The organism is Nitrospiraceae bacterium (assembly GCA_035623075.1).
In the GTDB taxonomy this organism is placed as follows: domain Bacteria; phylum Nitrospirota; class Nitrospiria; order Nitrospirales; family Nitrospiraceae; genus DASPUC01.
Genome location: DASPUC010000029.1, coordinates 1 through 15,716 on the forward strand (window position 1 = coordinate 1; position 15,716 = coordinate 15,716).

The window sequence follows — 15,716 nt, forward strand, 5'->3', positions numbered from 1 at the left end:
CCCCACCCTGGCCCTATGGGTGACCACTTGGGAGGAGCGATGCATACCATTCTGAGAGGGCGCGGATGGAGGGTAGCACGGACAAGTCTTCTCTGCATTCTGTGTCTCTCGGTTGTGGCGGCTGGGGCCATCAACGCGCAGGCGCATAGCCTCTTCCCGGAGGGAGGCATGGATTGCTCGGATAACGCGTTGGAATTACCCCCTGAATGGACCCAAGCCCTAGAAGGTCCGACACGCAGGCTAGTCGCACTGGCACACCGGGGCAAGACGGAGCCCGTGACCCCGTCCATGTCTGCACTTGCTGTGACCTTGTATCGGGCCGACGCCGTGCAAGCGCTGGTCGAGTCGCAGTCAGGAGGAAATTCCTCTGGTTCCTACGCGGGGCTCATCGGCCTTTCGGTACCGCAGGACGGAGTGTATCGAATCAGCTCAGTCTCTCCTCTCGGGATCAAAGTCGTCACAAGCAAGGGGCGGGTAGAGTCGCACGCGTTCGAGTTTCGATCCCGGTGTGACAAGACCTTTAAAAGCGTCGACTTCAAGCTGCAGGCGGGCCTGGTCTACTGGCTCGAACTGTCCTCGAAGAGTCAGGAGGTTTTGGTGATGATCACGCCTGAGTGAGCGCATGCCTTTATCAATTCACTCACGGACCAGACCAAGGAAGGGAAGACCGTGGGGTTTCTCCTTACGCCCAACACGTCCTATCGGAGTGAAGGAACAGCCATGAGCAGCGCTGACCTCAAGGTCGGCGACTGGGTGGTCGTGGTATTGACACTTGACGGGATCTTGACGAAGGAAGGCGGAGAAGGTGGCACGGCTCAAGACATCCGGTTCGCATCGGATGAACAGAAATACCGAACATCGAGTCTGGGCGTTGTGCACCCTTCGCCTGGACCCGTCACCGGGGTGTCGGAGGTGGCCTCCCTCCGATTCCTCGGCCCTTCGGGGGATGGTGAGGTGATCAATGCCGACGAATAAGCAACTGACCGTCGAGGCGCTTGGCAGCGTGGCGCAGGACGCAAGTCTGCGAGTCGATTCGCTCAACGTCGTCGCTGTTCGACTCTTAGCGGTTGCGGTGAGGGGCTTGAGTGGAAGGACAGTCCGATTGGACCAGGCTAGGTTAGGCGTACCGCAAACTTATCACCTTTGGCCAATGGTTGAAGTCGAGGCGGAAGCCGGTCGCTCCCGCCAAGAATTGAAACTCTACGTTTGTCCCAAAGGGGCTTCGTCTGCGGATGATGAACGCTTCCCTGTTGGAACGGCGTTCGTCGTGGAAACCCTCGCCCTTGCGAACGGAGGTGGCGGGCGGGTGGCGTCAATCTTCGTCATGGAAAAATTTGCCAGCATAGATGCTCATGGTCGGAGCAACGGCTACCAGGATGTCTGGGTCTATGCGATGTATGATTCAGTGGAGCAAGCCCTGGCCAGGGGTTCGGCAGCCTGTGGTGTCTGCCGTCTGTCGGTCATGTGAGGCGTCAAGAAGAAGGGGTTACGAACCTCTCGGCTGGTGGCCTTTGCAAGTTCCAGCGTTCGACGTCAAATTGCGCACGTGGGAATATCACCGAGGAAGGGAGGACTGACCATGATCAATATCAATGGTGTACTCGCAGTATTAGTGTGCGGGGTCTTCATGATCGGAGGACCGGTTGAAATGGTTCTGGCTGGTAGCGACGGACACGTGCAGGAAAGCATCAAACATGCGAAGGAAGGGATCAAGCACGAGAAGGAAGCGATCAAACATCTCGAAGAATCGATCAGAGCGAGCAATGATGCCCACGCAAAAGAGGCATTGGAACATGCGAAGGAAGCCGTCAAACATGCCGAAGAATCTCTGGCTCATGCTGAGCAAGCCGCACCGTCCGGCTTGGAGAAGAAGGACAAGTAAGGGCGGGAGGCACTGCGCTCGATTCCATTCTCCTCTCAGCAGGCACGGCGGGGGACTCCCGTCCGTGCCGTGTCTCTTGTAAAATCAGCGTTTGTTCTTCCCCTGGTTCAGAATACCATCTGTCCATTTGATTCTAGGCGCGGCGGTTTTGTTGCATCTGTGTGCAGCCATTGGTTTCTGTTGGTAGACGTTCCCGGGTACGTGGGGTTAGAGTGCCGCGTCTTTGGATAGGATATCGTGCGCCTTTTAATCGCTCTGATTCTCAGTGTCGTCCTTCCCCCGGTCGGCTTTGCCGTCGCCTCTTCTGACCTCGACATTGAACGCCTGCTGCGTAAGCAAGTATTCAACCAGGCGTTTGAGGGGTTCGACCACTATTACGTAACGATCGAAAATGACCGGCCACAGGCGGACGGTTCCCGCGAAGTCACAGTTGTGGCCACTGGAAAATTTCTTCAGCACACCAAACGCATGAAAGTGTTGTTTCTGATCGTTGGCGATCAAGTAATCGGGGGACAGGTACTGGAGGGAACGGGGTTGCCTCCGTGCCTGGCTCCGAGTGATTCTGGTTCATCAGCCCTCTAACTCTTACTATGATAAAGGAGGAGGTCATTCATGCTGCACAGGACTGTAGTAGGGATCATGGCAAGCATAGGTATCACGATGCTCGCTGCTGCCGCTGAAGCGCACCAGGCGGGCGGGGTCGAGGTCGGCGACCTGGAAACAGGGTCAGTGGTGGGCCAGCCGTTCAAGGAACTCGACGTCGATCTTGAAATCTACGCGACAGAAGTCGGCAGTCTCAAGGTTCTTTATCCGCCGACCACGGTGCTGGACCTTAAGGTCAGGCCTGGCGCTCCCGTGGTGATCAAGGTGACGAACAAGTCGACGGTGGATCGGGGATTTCTGATGACGGCGGATGGGACCCAGGCTGCTCCCACAGTCTTGAAGGCGCAGGTCGTGCTCAAGCCGGGTGAAAGTAAATATATTGGCGTGCCTCTCAGCGATCTCATGTATGCAACAGTGGGAAACACACTGACCTATCGGGATCATCTGAATCCTAAGGACCCGGGCGGAAAGCTGATCATGATTAAGTAAGCACTACGGCTATTGGGACCATTCATGCGGGCCTTGTCGATATGTTTATCGGCAGGGCCTGCTTGCTTTCCTTCGGCTTCCCATCCGAATTGATTTCATCTCGTCCTCATCAAAACCATCCGTTCCGTAGCGTTCTGAATGGTGCCTCTTTAGGCAGGTGCCGCCCGATCCGGCGCGAGCCGGACGGGCGGGGAAGAGCCCCCGTCGCAGTAACACGGGGGCCTAGGAATACTTACCTTCGTGGCTCGTCAGGATGCCGCTTGACAATATCTATAGCACGAAGATATAAGAAGCAAGCTATAGCTATAACGGAGGGATATAGATGAGCCCAAAACCCAAGAGCGCCCCTCATCGAGTGCTGCTGTCCTTGCCAACAGAGTTGTATGACACCGTTACGCGATTGTCCCGTGCGATGGAAAAACCGCGCGCGGAAGTGATCCGCGAGCTGTTAGCCGAACAACAACCGATCCTGGACATGATGGCCACGACCTTCGAACAAGCCAAGGTCGGCCATAAAGAACAGGTCGCAAAAGGCTTACAGAAGCTCACGGGAGAGGTCCTGAAGGAATTGGGGTCGGTGATGTCTTCATCCAAGGCTCGGAAAAAGCACTAGAGATCATGGCCGTCGAATCACCACAACTGCTCCTGCATGGCATTGATACGGTCCAGTGTGCCTATTACCTCGGTCCACCTGCCTCAAAACACCTCGACTTCGCCAAGCTCGCTGTCATGAAGGAACAACTCCGGATGGACAAGAGCCGAGAGCCGCGTGCGATTAAGCTCGGAGGAACGGAGTTTTTCCTGCATCCCTATGGAAGCAGTTCTGGTTATCCCTTCGTTTTGACAAATGAGGATTTTAAGATCGAAGTTGGGGAGTTTAATCATCCGTCGTGCTTCGTCACCTTCAAAAGCCAAGGTCTGTGGAAGCATACGGCCTGGACACTGCATCAGCGGTTGCTCAACTGGGCTCGAATGATCGGCTGCGACGTTCAACAAGCGGAAACACTCTCACGTGTGGATTTCTGTTTTGATTATGCCCTTGCCGAACGGGACTTCGATGCCGATTGCTTCGTCAGCCAATCAGACAAGGACAGTCAGCACCGTGAGAATGGCGCGATCCAAACCTTTACCTTTGGCAGAGGAGGTGTGGTGTTGCGTGTGTATGACAAAGTCGCGGAGATCCGGCAGCAGAGTGCCAAGGTGTGGTTTCATGAGCTCTGGGGACAACAGGAGAACGTCTGGCGCATTGAATGGCAGGTCAGGAAACCCGTGTTGCGGAGTTTTCACATCAGTACGTTTGTCGATCTGCAGGAGCAGGAGGGGAGGGTACTTCAGTACCTGGCTGAGCATCATGATACGCTACGGGTTCCGACGCAGGATTCGAACCGTTCACGCTGGCCACTGCACCCGTTGTGGGTGGATGTGCAGCAGCGCATTGCCGAATTACACGCGCTGGAGTCTAAGCAGATCGATGGAAAAGAATTGGTGCTGGACGAACGATTGATCCGACTGACGATTAGTGTCTACGGCTACCTCAAGCGGGTGGCCGCGGTGTCCTGTGTAAAGGAGGGCCAGCCGATGATGAGCGAAGAAGATGCGCTTCGCTTGCTGGGGGATCGCTTGCACCGGCTGTTCGATCCCCTGAGCTGGAAATTCGATGTGCAAAAACGAATCAAAGCGATCGAGTTGGGGGAATGGTAACCAAACAGCAAGTGCTCGACTTGGTGAATCAGCGGGTCACGCACATCCTGTTGGTGGCGGAGGCCTCGTTACCGCCCAGCCAGTATCAGGCGTTTCGGAAGGTGGTCTTGGATGCGTTTGGACGGAATGGATTGGGTGGGCAGTTGGACCGGCTTGGGTGGCCGGTGGTGAGGGAGGAGCGGTAAGGATGGGGCCGGAATACACGATGCACGAAAGGCGGTGCCCTATGCGTGCCCCATGATCCTGACGAAACGGAGTTGACGGTGCGGTGTGAGCATTTCAGCGAAAGCGTGTCGGAGGCAGAAGTGCGGTTGATTGAGTCGTCCCTGGGGAATCTGATACAAGCGGTGCTCGTGAGCCAAGACGAAGAAAGGTAAATCCGTGATTGTTGCTCTATATGCCCGAGTCTCGACGAGTAAACAGGCCGAGAAAGATCTCTCGATACCGGATCAACTGAGCCAGATGCGGGCGTGGTGCAAAGCCCAAGGCCACAGTGCGGCAACTGAATATGTGGAGCCCGGCGCATCCGCTACGGATGATCGGCGCCCGGTCTTTCAACGGATGATCGCGGAAGCCTGTGTGAGTCCTTCTCCCTTCGAGGCGATTGTGGTGCATAGCCTCTCTCGTTTCTTTCGGGACTCGCTGGAATTCGGCTTGTACGAACGGAACCTCAAGCGGTGTGGCGTTCGTGTGCTCTCCATCACGCAGCAGACGAGTGACGATCCTTCGGGGGAAATGATCCGCCGGATCTTCAGCGTGTTCGACGAATATCAAAGCAAAGAGAACGGGAAGCATACGCTCCGAGCCATGCGCGAGAATGCCCGGCAAGGATTTTTTAATGGCTCACGTCCGCCTGTGGGATACCGAGCGGTCGAGGTTGCACTGCCGGGGAACAAGGGGAAGAAAAAGCAGTTGGAGATCGATGAGGCAGAGGCGGTCGTGGTCAAACGGGTATTCGAGCGCTATCTATCAGGGGATCGGGGCCGGGACCTGGGTGTCCATGGCCTAGCCGCACAGTTTAATCAGGAAGGTCTGTTGGTTCGCGGGCGAGAATGGACCAGTGGCCGAGTCTATGAGGTGTTGACCAACCGGGCCTATATCGGGGAGCACTATTTCAACAAATACGAGAAGCGAGGAGGTGCGGTCCGGCGCGTGAAGCCTCGGGACGAGTGGGTCCTCATCAAGGTGGAACCGATTGTCAGGGAAAACCTCTTTAGGGCTGTCCAAGAGAAATTGGCATCGCGTTCTCCGGAGCGTGTGCCCCCGCGCGTGGTGAATTGTCCCACGCTCTTAACTGGGCTGTTGAAGTGTGGGGTCTGTGGGGCGGGGATGACCTTGGCGACAGGGAAAAGCGGGAAGTATCGCTATTACAAGTGCTCGAACCGGATTCTGAAAGGGAAAGACACCTGCACCAGTGACAATCTGCCGACGGAACAAGTGGACCAGCTGGTCCTGTCCTCCTTGGCGGATCGGGTCTTTACCGCGTCACGCGTCCGAACAATCCTGGAGGGTCTTCGAAAACGCTTGAGCCAGTCACAAGCCTCACACGAGAGCAGAGTGAAGCAGCTGACGAAGGAATTGACCAGTGTGCAACAGCGAAGCCAGAAGCTGTATGAGGCGGTCGAAAAGGGATTGTTGCCGATGGATTCCTCGTTGAGTGAGCGGGCCAACAAGCTTCAAGCGCAACGGCAGGCGTTGCTGACTGAGATTGCGGGGTTGCGACGACTCAAGCAGATGCCAGTGGAGGCTCTTGGAGAGAAGAAGATACACGCATTCACGGCTGCATTGCGTGAGCGATTGTTGGGCAAAGACCGTGTGTTCAGCAAGAAGTACCTGAAGCTTTTGGTTGAGGAGATCCGCTACCGGAACCGTCAGCTGGTCATGAAAGGAAGCAATGCGAGGGTGGCGCGTGTGGCTGGAGAAAGCAACGTGGGCACTCCGCAGGGGGCAGTGCCCACGTTCGATCTAGATTGGCTCCCCGGGCAGGACTCGAACCTGCGACCAGCCGGTTAACAGCCGGCTGCTCTACCAACTGAGCTACCGGGGAACTCGTTACGTGATCAGGTTAACAGAGACAGTATATTAACAAAAGTGGAGGGCTGAAGGGGAGTGTTTTTTCGACTGACTCGTTACGTCGAGTGTGCCCTAAACGTCAAAATCTTCAGTCTCGTCTTCGTCCGATGATGCGTCGGTATTGCCTTCGGCCAATGCCGCAAAATGTTTGGCCCACGTGATGTAGAGGTTTCCGCTGTCGCGCATGGTATCGGCGGCTTTCACGAGTTTCTCCACCAACTCAGGGTCTTTTCCACTGGCCTGAATCTCCGCGGCGCGACGTTCAATAGCTTTAGGATATTCGTGAATCAGGACGGCAATTTCCTTTAGTAGCTCATCGATCACGTTGTCTTCATTTCGCATAGCATTTCCTCAGCCACGGGACCAACAAAAAACCCCATAGCGTTGGCGCCATGGGGTCTTGTGCGGGAGCCCCGCTTACATGAACAGTTACCCTTGATAGGCTTGGCCTAGCGCAGCCGACTCACCTTTGCGACTCATCAATTCTCCGCTCGCACTGACAGCCTGCATGACGATTGCCTGGTGCTTGGCTGCATTACAGACGACCACACAGAGTTCGCAGCCCTTGCAGCGATCAATGTTTACTTCTGCGACCATCTTGGTGACATTGAGGTCCAGGCAATTTGCTTCCGGGCAATACATGATGCACAACCGGCAACCCTTCTTGGCTGTGCACTTCTCATCGATGACTTGCGCGACATTATACATGCAACGTGGTTCCTTCTCTTAACTCTTAGGCGGCGACGGCCGGATTGCCGACTCGCAACTCAATCTTATTCTTTTCAGCCCATTCGCTCGCGATTTCGTAGGACCGCTTCACAGTTGCCAGATTCTTCGCCAAAAGCATTTCTTTTTTGGCGAATTTTTTCTTAATGGCTTCGTCTAAGGATGCCGTACCACCGGAGGCCACGAATTTCTTTCCGAAGCGTTCCTGGAGCGCGCCGTCGAGCGCGTCCATTGAAACGCATTTGGTAATGCCGGCCACAGAACCAATCATGGTCATGTTGGTAGACAACTCGGTACCGGCGACTTCGATCGCGAGCTCTGTTCCAGCAATGTAAAACACGGCGACGTTCAAGTCCTTGAGCCGCTGAATGTCTTCTTCCGACAGAAGAGACTGGGCGGAGTTGATGATAACCACACCACCTTCCTTCACACCCGAGTAGAAGGGCATGGTGTAGCTCTTGCCCATCGTGATGACCTGGGGGTGAAACACCTCAATAACATCCGGGAACACTAACTCACCACGGTCGTAGATGCGCTCGATGCCGATTCGACAATAGCTTTCAGCCGGCGCCATGCGTTTCTCGGCGCCGAAGAAGGGGTTGGAGATGGAAAACTTGCCGTCCTTATTCGCCGCCATGGCCATGACATGCGCGGCCGTGACAGCGCCCTGACCGCCGAGTCCCGACATCCGGATGTTCAGTCTTTTCTTGATCATGGCCGTCTCTCCTCCAGATTCGGACTAGGCTTCCTGTGAGGTAAGTTGCTTAGCAGCTGCTTTGCGTTCCTTCTCTTTCGCGGCCATTTCGGCCAACAACTGTTTTGCCGGTTCGCTGACGTATTCTTTGTAGGCGAACCGCTCAGTCGGCTTCTCTGAGTCGCGCATTTCTTGGAGGCCTTCCATGCTGTTCTTGCCGATTTCAAGAATGCAGGGGGTGTACAGCTGCAAGTAGGTCGGGCCGATCTCTCGCGCGACCATGACGGCATTGCGAACGACCTTTTCCACGAGCGACGGCTTGCTGACTGTGCAGTTGACGACATAGTGGCAGCCGGATTCCCGAGCAATCTCCGGGAGGCGAACCTTGTCGAACAGCTTGCCAACCGGCGCCATCTTGGCGACAAAGCCCTTCTGCATGAGCCCGCTCTCTTGACCGCCGGTGTTAGCGTAGAGCTCGTTGTCAAAGCAGATCGTGGTGAACTTCTCCTGACGAAACCAGGCCTGCAACGTCATGTCGAGCCCAATGTCGACTGTCGCGCCATCACCGGCCAAGACCACAACGTCCTTCGTACGTCCGGGGAAACGAACCGTCAACGCGCGCTTCAAGCCCGAGGCGATCGCGTTCTGGTTCCCGAAGAGGGAGTGAATGTTATGCACAGCTACCATAGGAAACACCAAGCTGGTGCATCCGGTGGAGCCCACCATAACCGTATCTTCCGGGTTTGGGAGCGAAGCCAGGATGTAGCGGAAGGCCATCGATTCCGGACAACCGGCGCACAGAGAATGTTGTTCGATCAGCTCCTTTGAGGTGCCAATGTCCTTCCACCCTCGATCTTCCTTGCCGTAGGTGGCGCTCTTTACGAGGTCCTGATAGTCCGACGGCATGATGTCGTACAGGGCGTCTGAGATCTTGATCCGTTCTTTACTCATGAAGGCCTCCTCAGGGCAACTCAATCGGAATTAGTTTTCTCGTCAATATTCCGCTGCTCAGCTTCCACGACCAGCCAACGACATGGTCCGCATGCCAAGGGCGGTCTTGATTTCGGACACGATGATTTCCGGCGGCATTGTCATGCCTCCACACACGTGCGGGCCAGCATGGACTCGCTGGTGATTTGGGATTGATGCGCGAATTTCTTTTGCCAGCCAGCCTGTCACGTTGAATTCCGGCACGAAGATATGTGTCGCGTTCTTCGTGGCTTCGCGAATTTCCTCTTCCGGCCAGGGTCGCAACGTTTTGATCTTGACCAGTCCACATCGGATACCTTCGTCCTCCAACAAGCGGATCGCTTCACGTCCTTGTGAAACGGCGGTGCCGGAGGTCACGATCATGATGTCCGCGTCGGTATTTTCGCTGTCGATCAATCCGTTCAGCCAATGAATCGAATGCTTTCGGGACCGCTCGACTGCTGCCCACACTTCCTGTTGCCAACTCGCGTGGGTGGCGTAGCTGATGTAATTACTCTTCATGACAAAGGGGTCGCGCATCATCCGGACCGGCGGACACTCCATATCCATGCAGGGGACCGGTGAGCGATAGGGATCATAGGGTGGCAAACACATGTCGGCCGGTGTCAGGTTTACGACGTCTTTCGTGTGTGTGACGAAGAACCCATCGCAGCAGAGCGCTAACGGCAAATGAACATCCGGTTCCTCCGAGACCATGTAGCCTTTGAGAATCCAATCAAAGAAGTCCTGTGCGGTCTCTGCGTGCCACACCAACATGCCGGTGTTTAGCAGATAGGAAATTTCCAGCGTGTCAGGCTGGATCGACAGCGGCGAATTGATGCCACGGCAGGTCACGATCATCTGGATCGGGAGCCTGGCGCCGGCCCACATCGGGAAGTTTTCCATCGCGCGCATCGTGCCTGGCCCAGCGGTCGTCGTAAACACGCGCGCTCCGCCGAATGCGGCGCCCGCACACTGCGACATGACGGCGAATTCGCTCTCACCACGGAAGTAGTCGCCAATGTAGCCTTCGGCAAAAAGTTCGCCAATCAAGGCGGCGGCTTCGCTTTGTGGCGTGATCGGATAGGCGATCATGACATCACAGCTGGCGCGGCGAATGGCCTCCTTGATCACTTCGCTTCCGGTGAAGAAGGAAGGCGTGCGCGGGGCCTCATTCATCATTTTCCATGTGTCGGTGTACGTCTGGCCTTTCTTATTTTGCGTGCCGATGACTGAGTGTGTGTCTGCCATGGCCCCAGCCTCCTTTCCCTCTTGCCCGGTCCCTCAAACACCTAGTTTGAGGCGGTGCTCGCGGCTGTTCCCAGCCGTGGTTGGACGCTACCTTTCAATCGTTTCACAGTGTCCGCTAATCGCATAATTTTTTCGACGGATGCGTCACGGAACGACAGCATGGCGTCTTCATGGCCTGCTTGCGCGCACATCGCGATGGTATAGCAGGACGTGCCGCCGCGAATAATCTTCAACGACAAGTTGGCTTGGTGGCAGTGGACGCCGACAAACATGCAGGCATCGATCTTGTTGTGCCAAATGGTGAGATTCGGATGGTTTGGGTTGATTTCCACTTCAGGATTGATCTTGGGGTACTTCGGCCGATAATCCGGCATCGGAATCAGCATCGGGTTCTGTCCAGGCTGCACGCATACTTTGAGGGTGTTGAACAGATGGCGGATGGCGGTCGCCTTCTTCGCGGCCTTTTCGTTCCATGCCCACAGGACGAGAGGTCCTGGGAAAATCGTGGGAACTTTTGCCATGAGGAATTGCCTGGCCGCTTCCTCGTAGGCTTTCTCTTCCGGCACGATTACGCCATTGATATGAGCCTCTCCGGGATTTGGCAAGCGGATTCCCATGCTTGCCGCAGCAGGGGGTAAAAAATGCTCTGGCCCTGGGAGTACGCGATACTGAGTCATGCGGACTTACTCTCCGACGCTAAGGGATTAGAAGGACAGGACCGACTCGTCATTCAACTCGTGAAACCTTTGTTCACTCTAAGCTTTTTCAAGTCGTTCTGCAACCCGACAGAAGGCCCACCGTAGGGGAATTTTGGGCTATCGGACCGGACCAGCTTAGGCCTTTTGTCCCAGTATAGAGGATGCGAATGTCGAAGGCCCCAGCGAGATCGGAGCGCGCATTATAGGTGGCCGTCTTCGACATTGTCAAACTAACAGAATGGTGCTGCATTTCCTGAGCGTATGAAAATATTTGCGAACACGCACGGAATATACGTATTTAAATTCAATTGGTTAGACGGTGTCTCTCCGTTACGGCAATTGCTCACACGCATGGATTGAACCCAGGACACAGGCCCGTTCTAGATCATCCTTCGCCAATCGACCTTGAAGTCGTTCTCTGTACAATTTCGCTCTGGCTAAGAGAGCATTTGCGTTCGTGGGATCCACTCGAATTACGGTGGACAGATCGTCGATTGCCTGCTCTGGCTGATTCAGCTTCACATAGATTTCGCTACGAAGGAGATAGGCTTCCTTTTGATAGGGAATCCAACTCTCCGACGTCTCCGTGGAGAGGAGTTTCTTCAATGTACCGAGAGCCGGCTGCCATTGTTTTGCTTCCGCCTGTCGTCGTGCTTGAGTCGTATAGAGTCCGATCAGTCGTTGTCGCGCGACGTCAAAAAAAGGATCCAGTTCAAGAACCCGTTCATAGGAGGTTGCGGCGTCCTCAGTACGCTTGAGCCAACTGTAGACGTCTCCTTGCCCCAACCAGGCCCACGCGTTTTTGTTGTCAATCGTCACCGCATGGTCAAAATCGGCCTTTGCTTTGTAGAGATATGGTTCGTAGTCGGCTGTTTTTTTATGTTGAGAAAATGCCAGAGAAACCAATTGCAGAAATGTTTGCCCTCTTACAATCAATGACTCAACCTGTCGTCCGTCGAGATCGATGGCTTCCGACGTGAGGGCGATTTTGTCAGTCAGGTTGTTGGTATGAATGGCTTGATCCAAGAGGGTGCGGGTACGATAGTACGCTTCTCCTCGGCCGGTTGGTTCGATCACCAGTGTGCGAACGCCTGAGGGCTGCGATTGTAGATCCTGAAGCTGCGCCCGTAGTTGATGATTCTCTTGTTGTAGCTGGCGGAAATGGCGTGCCAGTTGTTCGTCCGATTTCATCCGCCTGACGGCCTCTGCGAGGCTGTCGAGATTGACCGTGGCCCTGATGCGGATGAAAAACACCGGACGCTCGTTTTCAAACGACCGCCGTGATTCAAGAATTTCGGTTTGAGTGATTGCGGCAGCAATGGTCCGTATTTCCAAGGAACTCGTTTGTGAAACGCGTCCTCCCGAATCTTTTTCCACGTCGAGGAAGGTTGATTCTAAATAGATCCCTGCCTCTTCCACCGCTCGGCGTTGCGCTCGTTGCAGAACCTTTTCCTCCGCTCCTGCGAGAGTGTCTCCATCCGCCATCACATACTGGCCTTCTGCAACCACGATTTTTGTGGAGGCCGCGAGGCTCGGGGTTGTTGAGGAAGCGATCAACAGGGGAATGAGGAAAAGCCGTATGAATCGCTGTAGAATCATAATGAAAATATACCGCTCAATAGGTACACCAGCAATGCATCGAAAGTGGAAGAACTGGCTCAGACTTGGCTGACCGTATTCTCAGAAAGAATATATATGATTCAATGAGTTGCGAGGTTGAGCGGGTTGTCAGAGTAAAAGGAGGGATCAATCGGTCTTAGGCAAGACCTGCAAGAAGGGATGCACTTCGACCCGCTCGAAGACGCCATGGACGGTATAGGGATCGGCATGGGCGAATTTTTGGGCGTCCTCCAAGGAGTCGGCTTCGATGATGATGAGGCTTCCGGTTTTGTCGGTCAGTGGGCCTGCCAGGACGACACGCCCTTGCGCGCTCAGTGGTTCGAGATTGGCTAAGTGGGCGGGTCGATGAATTTTTCGTTTGGCTTCTCCGTCAGGGCCGTCGAATCCTAGAATCACGAATTTCATGGGTAGGTGTGATAGCCAAACAGTCGACGAGCAGACGTCGCTCTTACCGGCGTTCTTCGAGGGGGCACCGATCCTTATAGCCGGTCGTAGTTTCATGCCACCATCGTACCTCATCTTCGCCGAGCTTCCAGCAGAGGTAGACGATGCGTCCGTCCCGGAGATGGGGAAAGTCGCATAGTCCGATATCCACATCCTTGACGAGCACACCGAGTTCGTGAATGGCTTGCAGGTTGGTGCTGACCTGCTGCAAGCCTGAAATATACAAGTGACCTACGGAGCTACCACCTCCATATCGAGCCTGAGCACTCGCTTTCTGAATCTCCTGCTTTGTCTGGAGGAGGATTGCTTTGGCCTGCTGGATCGAGGTAAACCGCGTGTGAAGCTGCGGAATCAGATGATTGGCTTCGGAAACGGTGAATGTGCGTTCGTATTCTTCGCCGTTCGCCATTGGATACCTCGCTGCGCTCTTTCCTTTAACACACCCCCTTCTAGGCTGCAACCTTGCTGGGGTGTACAAGGTAGCATGCGTAGAGGGCATAGCACCAAATACGTTCCGCCGCTGACGAGGTCCGTGGGAAAATCGTATATATTGACAAGGAGATTCGTGCGAGGTATCATTAATCAAGGTTAGCGTTCGGCTCAAACATTCCTCCGCTGATAAGACTTCCGGGGCCTGTCTCGAAAAAAGCTACATTAGTCGAATGAGAGACGAGAGAGTTCAGCATCGTTGTGAAATGGCGGACGCCCTCCCAGTTCGCGCAAGCAGCTCAAGCGTGACGACAGCGGACCTAAACGAATAGGCCCTTCAGAACTAAACCCTCTCCATTTCAAAAACGAGCACACGAACCAGCGTCAATTCATTCACCATCCAGTTGTCGACCGTTTGGCCCATGATTGTCCGATTCGGGAGTGTCTTGTGAGCAGTAAGCCTGGAGCTTGAGAGGATTCGTATGCCACAAACCAAGGGGGAGGTTATGCATCTTGCTGAGTTGAAGCAGAAAACCATCGCCGACTTAAACGACGTCGCGCGGGACCTCAAAATCGAGGGGGCGGCCAACCTTCGTAAGCAGGAGCTGATCTTCGCGATCCTCCAAGCTCAGACGGAAAAAAACGGCGTGGTCTTTGGCGAGGGCGTCCTCGAAACCCTGCCGGACGGATTCGGATTCCTGCGAGCTCCCGACTCCAACTACCTTCCCGGCCCCGATGACATCTACATCTCCCCCTCGCAGATTCGCCGATTCAATCTTCGTACGGGGGACATTGTTTCAGGACAGATTAGACCACCGAAGGAAAGCGAACGATACTTCGCGCTGCTCAAGGTCGAGAAGGTTAACTATGAAGATCCGGAAGTCGCCCGCGACAAAATTCTTTTCGACAACCTGACTCCCCTCTATCCGGAAGAACGAATCAACCTCGAATTCGACCGCGAAGAATACTGTACGCGAGTTATGGATCTGATTACGCCCATCGGGAAGGGACAGCGGGGACTCATCGTAGCCGCGCCTCGAACCGGGAAAACCATGCTGCTCCAAGCCATCGCGCGAGCCATCCTCAAGAACCATAAAGAAGTGACCTTGATCGTGCTGCTGATCGACGAACGGCCGGAAGAAGTGACTGACTGGCAGCGACAAGTGAAGGCGGAGGTCATAAGCTCGACATTTGACGAACCGGCCCAGCGTCATGCCCAAGTCGCGGAAATGGTCCTTGAGAAGGCGAAGCGGCTGGTCGAGCACAAGAAGGACGTCGTGATCCTGCTGGACAGCATTACGCGCCTTGCGCGAGCGTATAACACCATCGCGCCGCCCAGTGGCAAGGTTCTGTCTGGCGGCCTCGATTCAAATGCCTTGCAGAGACCGAAGCGGTTCTTTGGCGCAGCGCGGAATATTGAGAACGGCGGCAGTCTGACGATCATGGCCACCGCTCTGGTTGACACGGGTAGCCGCATGGACGACGTGATCTTTGAGGAGTTCAAGGGCACCGGTAACATGGAAGTACATCTTGACCGCCGTCTGGCTGATAAGCGGATCTTCCCGGCGATTGATATCAGTCAGTCCGGGACAAGAAAGGAAGAGCTGCTGGTGGACAAGGATCGTCTTAATAAGATGTGGATCCTCCGCAAGGTGCTCAGCCCATTGGGGACCATGGAGGCGATGGAATTCCTGATGGACAAGGTCCAGGGGACCAAGACCAACCAAGAATTTCTGCAGTCGATGAACCGCTAGCAGGCCGCTTGTATCTTGACCCCTTGTCGAGATACAGTGTCGCGCCACTGCACGGGGCTGTGCCGTACTGCAACCGTGATGTAAGGAGTTGACGGTTATGAAAAAAGGGATTCACCCGGTATACCGAGAAGCCACGGTCCATTGTGCCTGCGGCAACAAGTTCAAGACGCGTTCGACGGTGGGCGATATTAATGTCGACATTTGTTCGAATTGCCATCCGTTCTTTACCGGAACGCAGAAAATCGTCGATACCGAAGGTCGTGTCGAACGGTTCAAGAAGAAGTACGCGAAAAAGGGGAAGTAGCAACTCCGAGTACCATAGAAGAGACCCTGCTTCGCGATGGAGCAGGGTCTCTTTTTTTGTGGGCAAGGAGTCGAGACAG

General features: G+C 54.9%; 21 protein-coding genes and 1 tRNA gene. 11 read left to right on the top strand and 11 right to left on the bottom strand.

Annotated features, from left to right (window positions below; translation table 11 throughout):
* The 9 genes from VEI50_10050 to VEI50_10090 all read left to right on the top strand — a co-directional run.
* A partial coding sequence (locus tag VEI50_10050; GenBank protein HXX75460.1) for a hypothetical protein occupies window positions 1-618 on the top strand: 618 nt, incomplete at its 5' end.
* A 51-nt stretch (window positions 619-669) separates the two neighbouring features.
* Window positions 670-975 carry a hypothetical protein gene (locus VEI50_10055; protein HXX75461.1) on the top strand — a complete coding sequence of 102 codons (306 nt, stop codon included), beginning with the start codon at window positions 670-672 and terminating at the stop codon, window positions 973-975.
* Window positions 962-1,468 carry a hypothetical protein gene (locus VEI50_10060; GenBank protein ID HXX75462.1) on the top strand — a complete coding sequence of 169 codons (507 nt, stop codon included), beginning with the start codon at window positions 962-964 and terminating at the stop codon, window positions 1,466-1,468. The genes VEI50_10055 and VEI50_10060 overlap by 14 nt, the downstream gene beginning before the upstream one ends.
* Window positions 1,469-1,579: 111 nt before the next feature.
* Window positions 1,580-1,882 (top strand): hypothetical protein, encoded by a 303-nt coding sequence (locus VEI50_10065; GenBank protein HXX75463.1) that lies wholly within the window; start codon window positions 1,580-1,582, stop codon window positions 1,880-1,882.
* A gap of 237 nt (window positions 1,883-2,119) precedes the next feature.
* The gene (locus VEI50_10070; protein ID HXX75464.1) at window positions 2,120-2,464 is read left to right on the top strand and encodes a hypothetical protein; all 345 of its coding nucleotides are present in this window, start codon (window positions 2,120-2,122) and stop codon (window positions 2,462-2,464) included.
* 57 nt (window positions 2,465-2,521) lie between these two features.
* On the top strand, window positions 2,522-2,974 hold the full coding sequence (locus VEI50_10075; GenBank protein HXX75465.1) for a hypothetical protein: 453 nt from the start codon (window positions 2,522-2,524) through the stop codon (window positions 2,972-2,974).
* Window positions 2,975-3,296: 322 nt separating this feature from the next.
* Window positions 3,297-3,587, top strand: coding sequence for a ribbon-helix-helix domain-containing protein (locus VEI50_10080; protein HXX75466.1), 291 nt, complete (start codon window positions 3,297-3,299; stop codon window positions 3,585-3,587).
* A 5-nt stretch (window positions 3,588-3,592) separates the two neighbouring features.
* Window positions 3,593-4,675 (top strand): hypothetical protein, encoded by a 1,083-nt coding sequence (locus tag VEI50_10085; protein ID HXX75467.1) that lies wholly within the window; start codon window positions 3,593-3,595, stop codon window positions 4,673-4,675.
* Window positions 4,669-4,860: a hypothetical protein gene (locus VEI50_10090; protein HXX75468.1), complete on the top strand. Its 192-nt coding sequence runs from the start codon at window positions 4,669-4,671 to the stop codon at window positions 4,858-4,860. The genes VEI50_10085 and VEI50_10090 overlap by 7 nt, the downstream gene beginning before the upstream one ends.
* Before the next feature lie 208 nt (window positions 4,861-5,068).
* On the opposite strand, the gene VEI50_10095 is transcribed toward VEI50_10090, so the two are convergent.
* From VEI50_10095 to VEI50_10145, 11 genes are all read right to left on the bottom strand, one after another.
* Entirely contained in the window at window positions 5,069-5,470 is a 402-nt protein-coding gene (locus tag VEI50_10095; protein HXX75469.1) for a hypothetical protein, read from the bottom strand.
* A 1,176-nt stretch (window positions 5,471-6,646) separates the two neighbouring features.
* Window positions 6,647-6,722, bottom strand: a tRNA-Asn gene (locus tag VEI50_10100).
* A 98-nt stretch (window positions 6,723-6,820) separates the two neighbouring features.
* On the bottom strand, window positions 6,821-7,090 hold the full coding sequence (locus tag VEI50_10105; GenBank protein HXX75470.1) for a hypothetical protein: 270 nt from the start codon (window positions 7,088-7,090) through the stop codon (window positions 6,821-6,823).
* Window positions 7,091-7,177: 87 nt separating this feature from the next.
* Window positions 7,178-7,456 (bottom strand): pyruvate ferredoxin oxidoreductase, encoded by a 279-nt coding sequence (locus tag VEI50_10110; protein HXX75471.1) that lies wholly within the window; start codon window positions 7,454-7,456, stop codon window positions 7,178-7,180.
* Between the two features lie 25 nt (window positions 7,457-7,481).
* Window positions 7,482-8,189 carry a 2-oxoacid:acceptor oxidoreductase family protein gene (locus VEI50_10115; protein HXX75472.1) on the bottom strand — a complete coding sequence of 236 codons (708 nt, stop codon included), beginning with the start codon at window positions 8,187-8,189 and terminating at the stop codon, window positions 7,482-7,484.
* A gap of 24 nt (window positions 8,190-8,213) precedes the next feature.
* A complete protein-coding gene (locus tag VEI50_10120) occupies window positions 8,214-9,119 on the bottom strand; it encodes a thiamine pyrophosphate-dependent enzyme (GenBank protein HXX75473.1) in 906 nt (301 codons plus the stop codon).
* 57 nt (window positions 9,120-9,176) lie between these two features.
* A complete protein-coding gene (locus tag VEI50_10125; protein ID HXX75474.1) occupies window positions 9,177-10,388 on the bottom strand; it encodes a transketolase C-terminal domain-containing protein in 1,212 nt (403 codons plus the stop codon).
* A gap of 41 nt (window positions 10,389-10,429) precedes the next feature.
* Entirely contained in the window at window positions 10,430-11,065 is a 636-nt protein-coding gene (locus tag VEI50_10130; GenBank protein ID HXX75475.1) for a carbon monoxide dehydrogenase beta subunit family protein, read from the bottom strand.
* A 351-nt stretch (window positions 11,066-11,416) separates the two neighbouring features.
* Window positions 11,417-12,685, bottom strand: coding sequence for a tetratricopeptide repeat protein (locus tag VEI50_10135; protein ID HXX75476.1), 1,269 nt, complete (start codon window positions 12,683-12,685; stop codon window positions 11,417-11,419).
* Window positions 12,686-12,832: 147 nt separating this feature from the next.
* On the bottom strand, window positions 12,833-13,111 hold the full coding sequence (locus VEI50_10140; GenBank protein HXX75477.1) for a YciI family protein: 279 nt from the start codon (window positions 13,109-13,111) through the stop codon (window positions 12,833-12,835).
* Window positions 13,112-13,154: 43 nt separating this feature from the next.
* On the bottom strand, window positions 13,155-13,559 hold the full coding sequence (locus VEI50_10145; protein HXX75478.1) for a DUF2203 domain-containing protein: 405 nt from the start codon (window positions 13,557-13,559) through the stop codon (window positions 13,155-13,157).
* A 526-nt stretch (window positions 13,560-14,085) separates the two neighbouring features.
* Here VEI50_10145 and rho point away from each other — a divergent pair.
* Complete coding sequence (rho, locus tag VEI50_10150; protein ID HXX75479.1) at window positions 14,086-15,333, top strand: transcription termination factor Rho; 1,248 nt, start codon at window positions 14,086-14,088, stop codon at window positions 15,331-15,333.
* A gap of 97 nt (window positions 15,334-15,430) precedes the next feature.
* Complete coding sequence (gene rpmE / locus VEI50_10155) at window positions 15,431-15,637, top strand: 50S ribosomal protein L31 (GenBank protein HXX75480.1); 207 nt, start codon at window positions 15,431-15,433, stop codon at window positions 15,635-15,637.
* Window positions 15,638-15,716: the final 79 nt, after the last annotated feature.

Excerpts from the sequence above, each read along its gene's own strand:
- VEI50_10085 (HXX75467.1), top strand. The coding sequence starts at position 3,593 with ATGGCCGTCGAATCACCACAACTGCTCCTGCATGGCATTGATACGGTC.
- rho (HXX75479.1), top strand. The coding sequence starts at position 14,086 with ATGCATCTTGCTGAGTTGAAGCAGAAAACCATCGCCGACTTAAACGAC.
- VEI50_10135 (HXX75476.1), bottom strand. The coding sequence starts at position 12,685 with ATGATTCTACAGCGATTCATACGGCTTTTCCTCATTCCCCTGTTGATC.
- VEI50_10130 (HXX75475.1), bottom strand. The coding sequence starts at position 11,065 with ATGACTCAGTATCGCGTACTCCCAGGGCCAGAGCATTTTTTACCCCCT.
- VEI50_10075 (HXX75465.1), top strand. The coding sequence starts at position 2,522 with ATGGCAAGCATAGGTATCACGATGCTCGCTGCTGCCGCTGAAGCGCAC.
- VEI50_10125 (HXX75474.1), bottom strand. The coding sequence starts at position 10,388 with ATGGCAGACACACACTCAGTCATCGGCACGCAAAATAAGAAAGGCCAG.
- VEI50_10105 (HXX75470.1), bottom strand. The coding sequence starts at position 7,090 with ATGCGAAATGAAGACAACGTGATCGATGAGCTACTAAAGGAAATTGCC.
- VEI50_10140 (HXX75477.1), bottom strand. The coding sequence starts at position 13,111 with ATGAAATTCGTGATTCTAGGATTCGACGGCCCTGACGGAGAAGCCAAA.
- VEI50_10110 (HXX75471.1), bottom strand. The coding sequence starts at position 7,456 with ATGTATAATGTCGCGCAAGTCATCGATGAGAAGTGCACAGCCAAGAAG.
- VEI50_10090 (HXX75468.1), top strand. The coding sequence starts at position 4,669 with ATGGTAACCAAACAGCAAGTGCTCGACTTGGTGAATCAGCGGGTCACG.
- VEI50_10060 (HXX75462.1), top strand. The coding sequence starts at position 962 with ATGCCGACGAATAAGCAACTGACCGTCGAGGCGCTTGGCAGCGTGGCG.
- rpmE (HXX75480.1), top strand. The coding sequence starts at position 15,431 with ATGAAAAAAGGGATTCACCCGGTATACCGAGAAGCCACGGTCCATTGT.
- VEI50_10065 (HXX75463.1), top strand. The coding sequence starts at position 1,580 with ATGATCAATATCAATGGTGTACTCGCAGTATTAGTGTGCGGGGTCTTC.
- VEI50_10080 (HXX75466.1), top strand. The coding sequence starts at position 3,297 with ATGAGCCCAAAACCCAAGAGCGCCCCTCATCGAGTGCTGCTGTCCTTG.
- VEI50_10145 (HXX75478.1), bottom strand. The coding sequence starts at position 13,559 with ATGGCGAACGGCGAAGAATACGAACGCACATTCACCGTTTCCGAAGCC.
- VEI50_10120 (HXX75473.1), bottom strand. The coding sequence starts at position 9,119 with ATGAGTAAAGAACGGATCAAGATCTCAGACGCCCTGTACGACATCATG.
- VEI50_10095 (HXX75469.1), bottom strand. The coding sequence starts at position 5,470 with ATGCTTCCCGTTCTCTTTGCTTTGATATTCGTCGAACACGCTGAAGAT.
- VEI50_10115 (HXX75472.1), bottom strand. The coding sequence starts at position 8,189 with ATGATCAAGAAAAGACTGAACATCCGGATGTCGGGACTCGGCGGTCAG.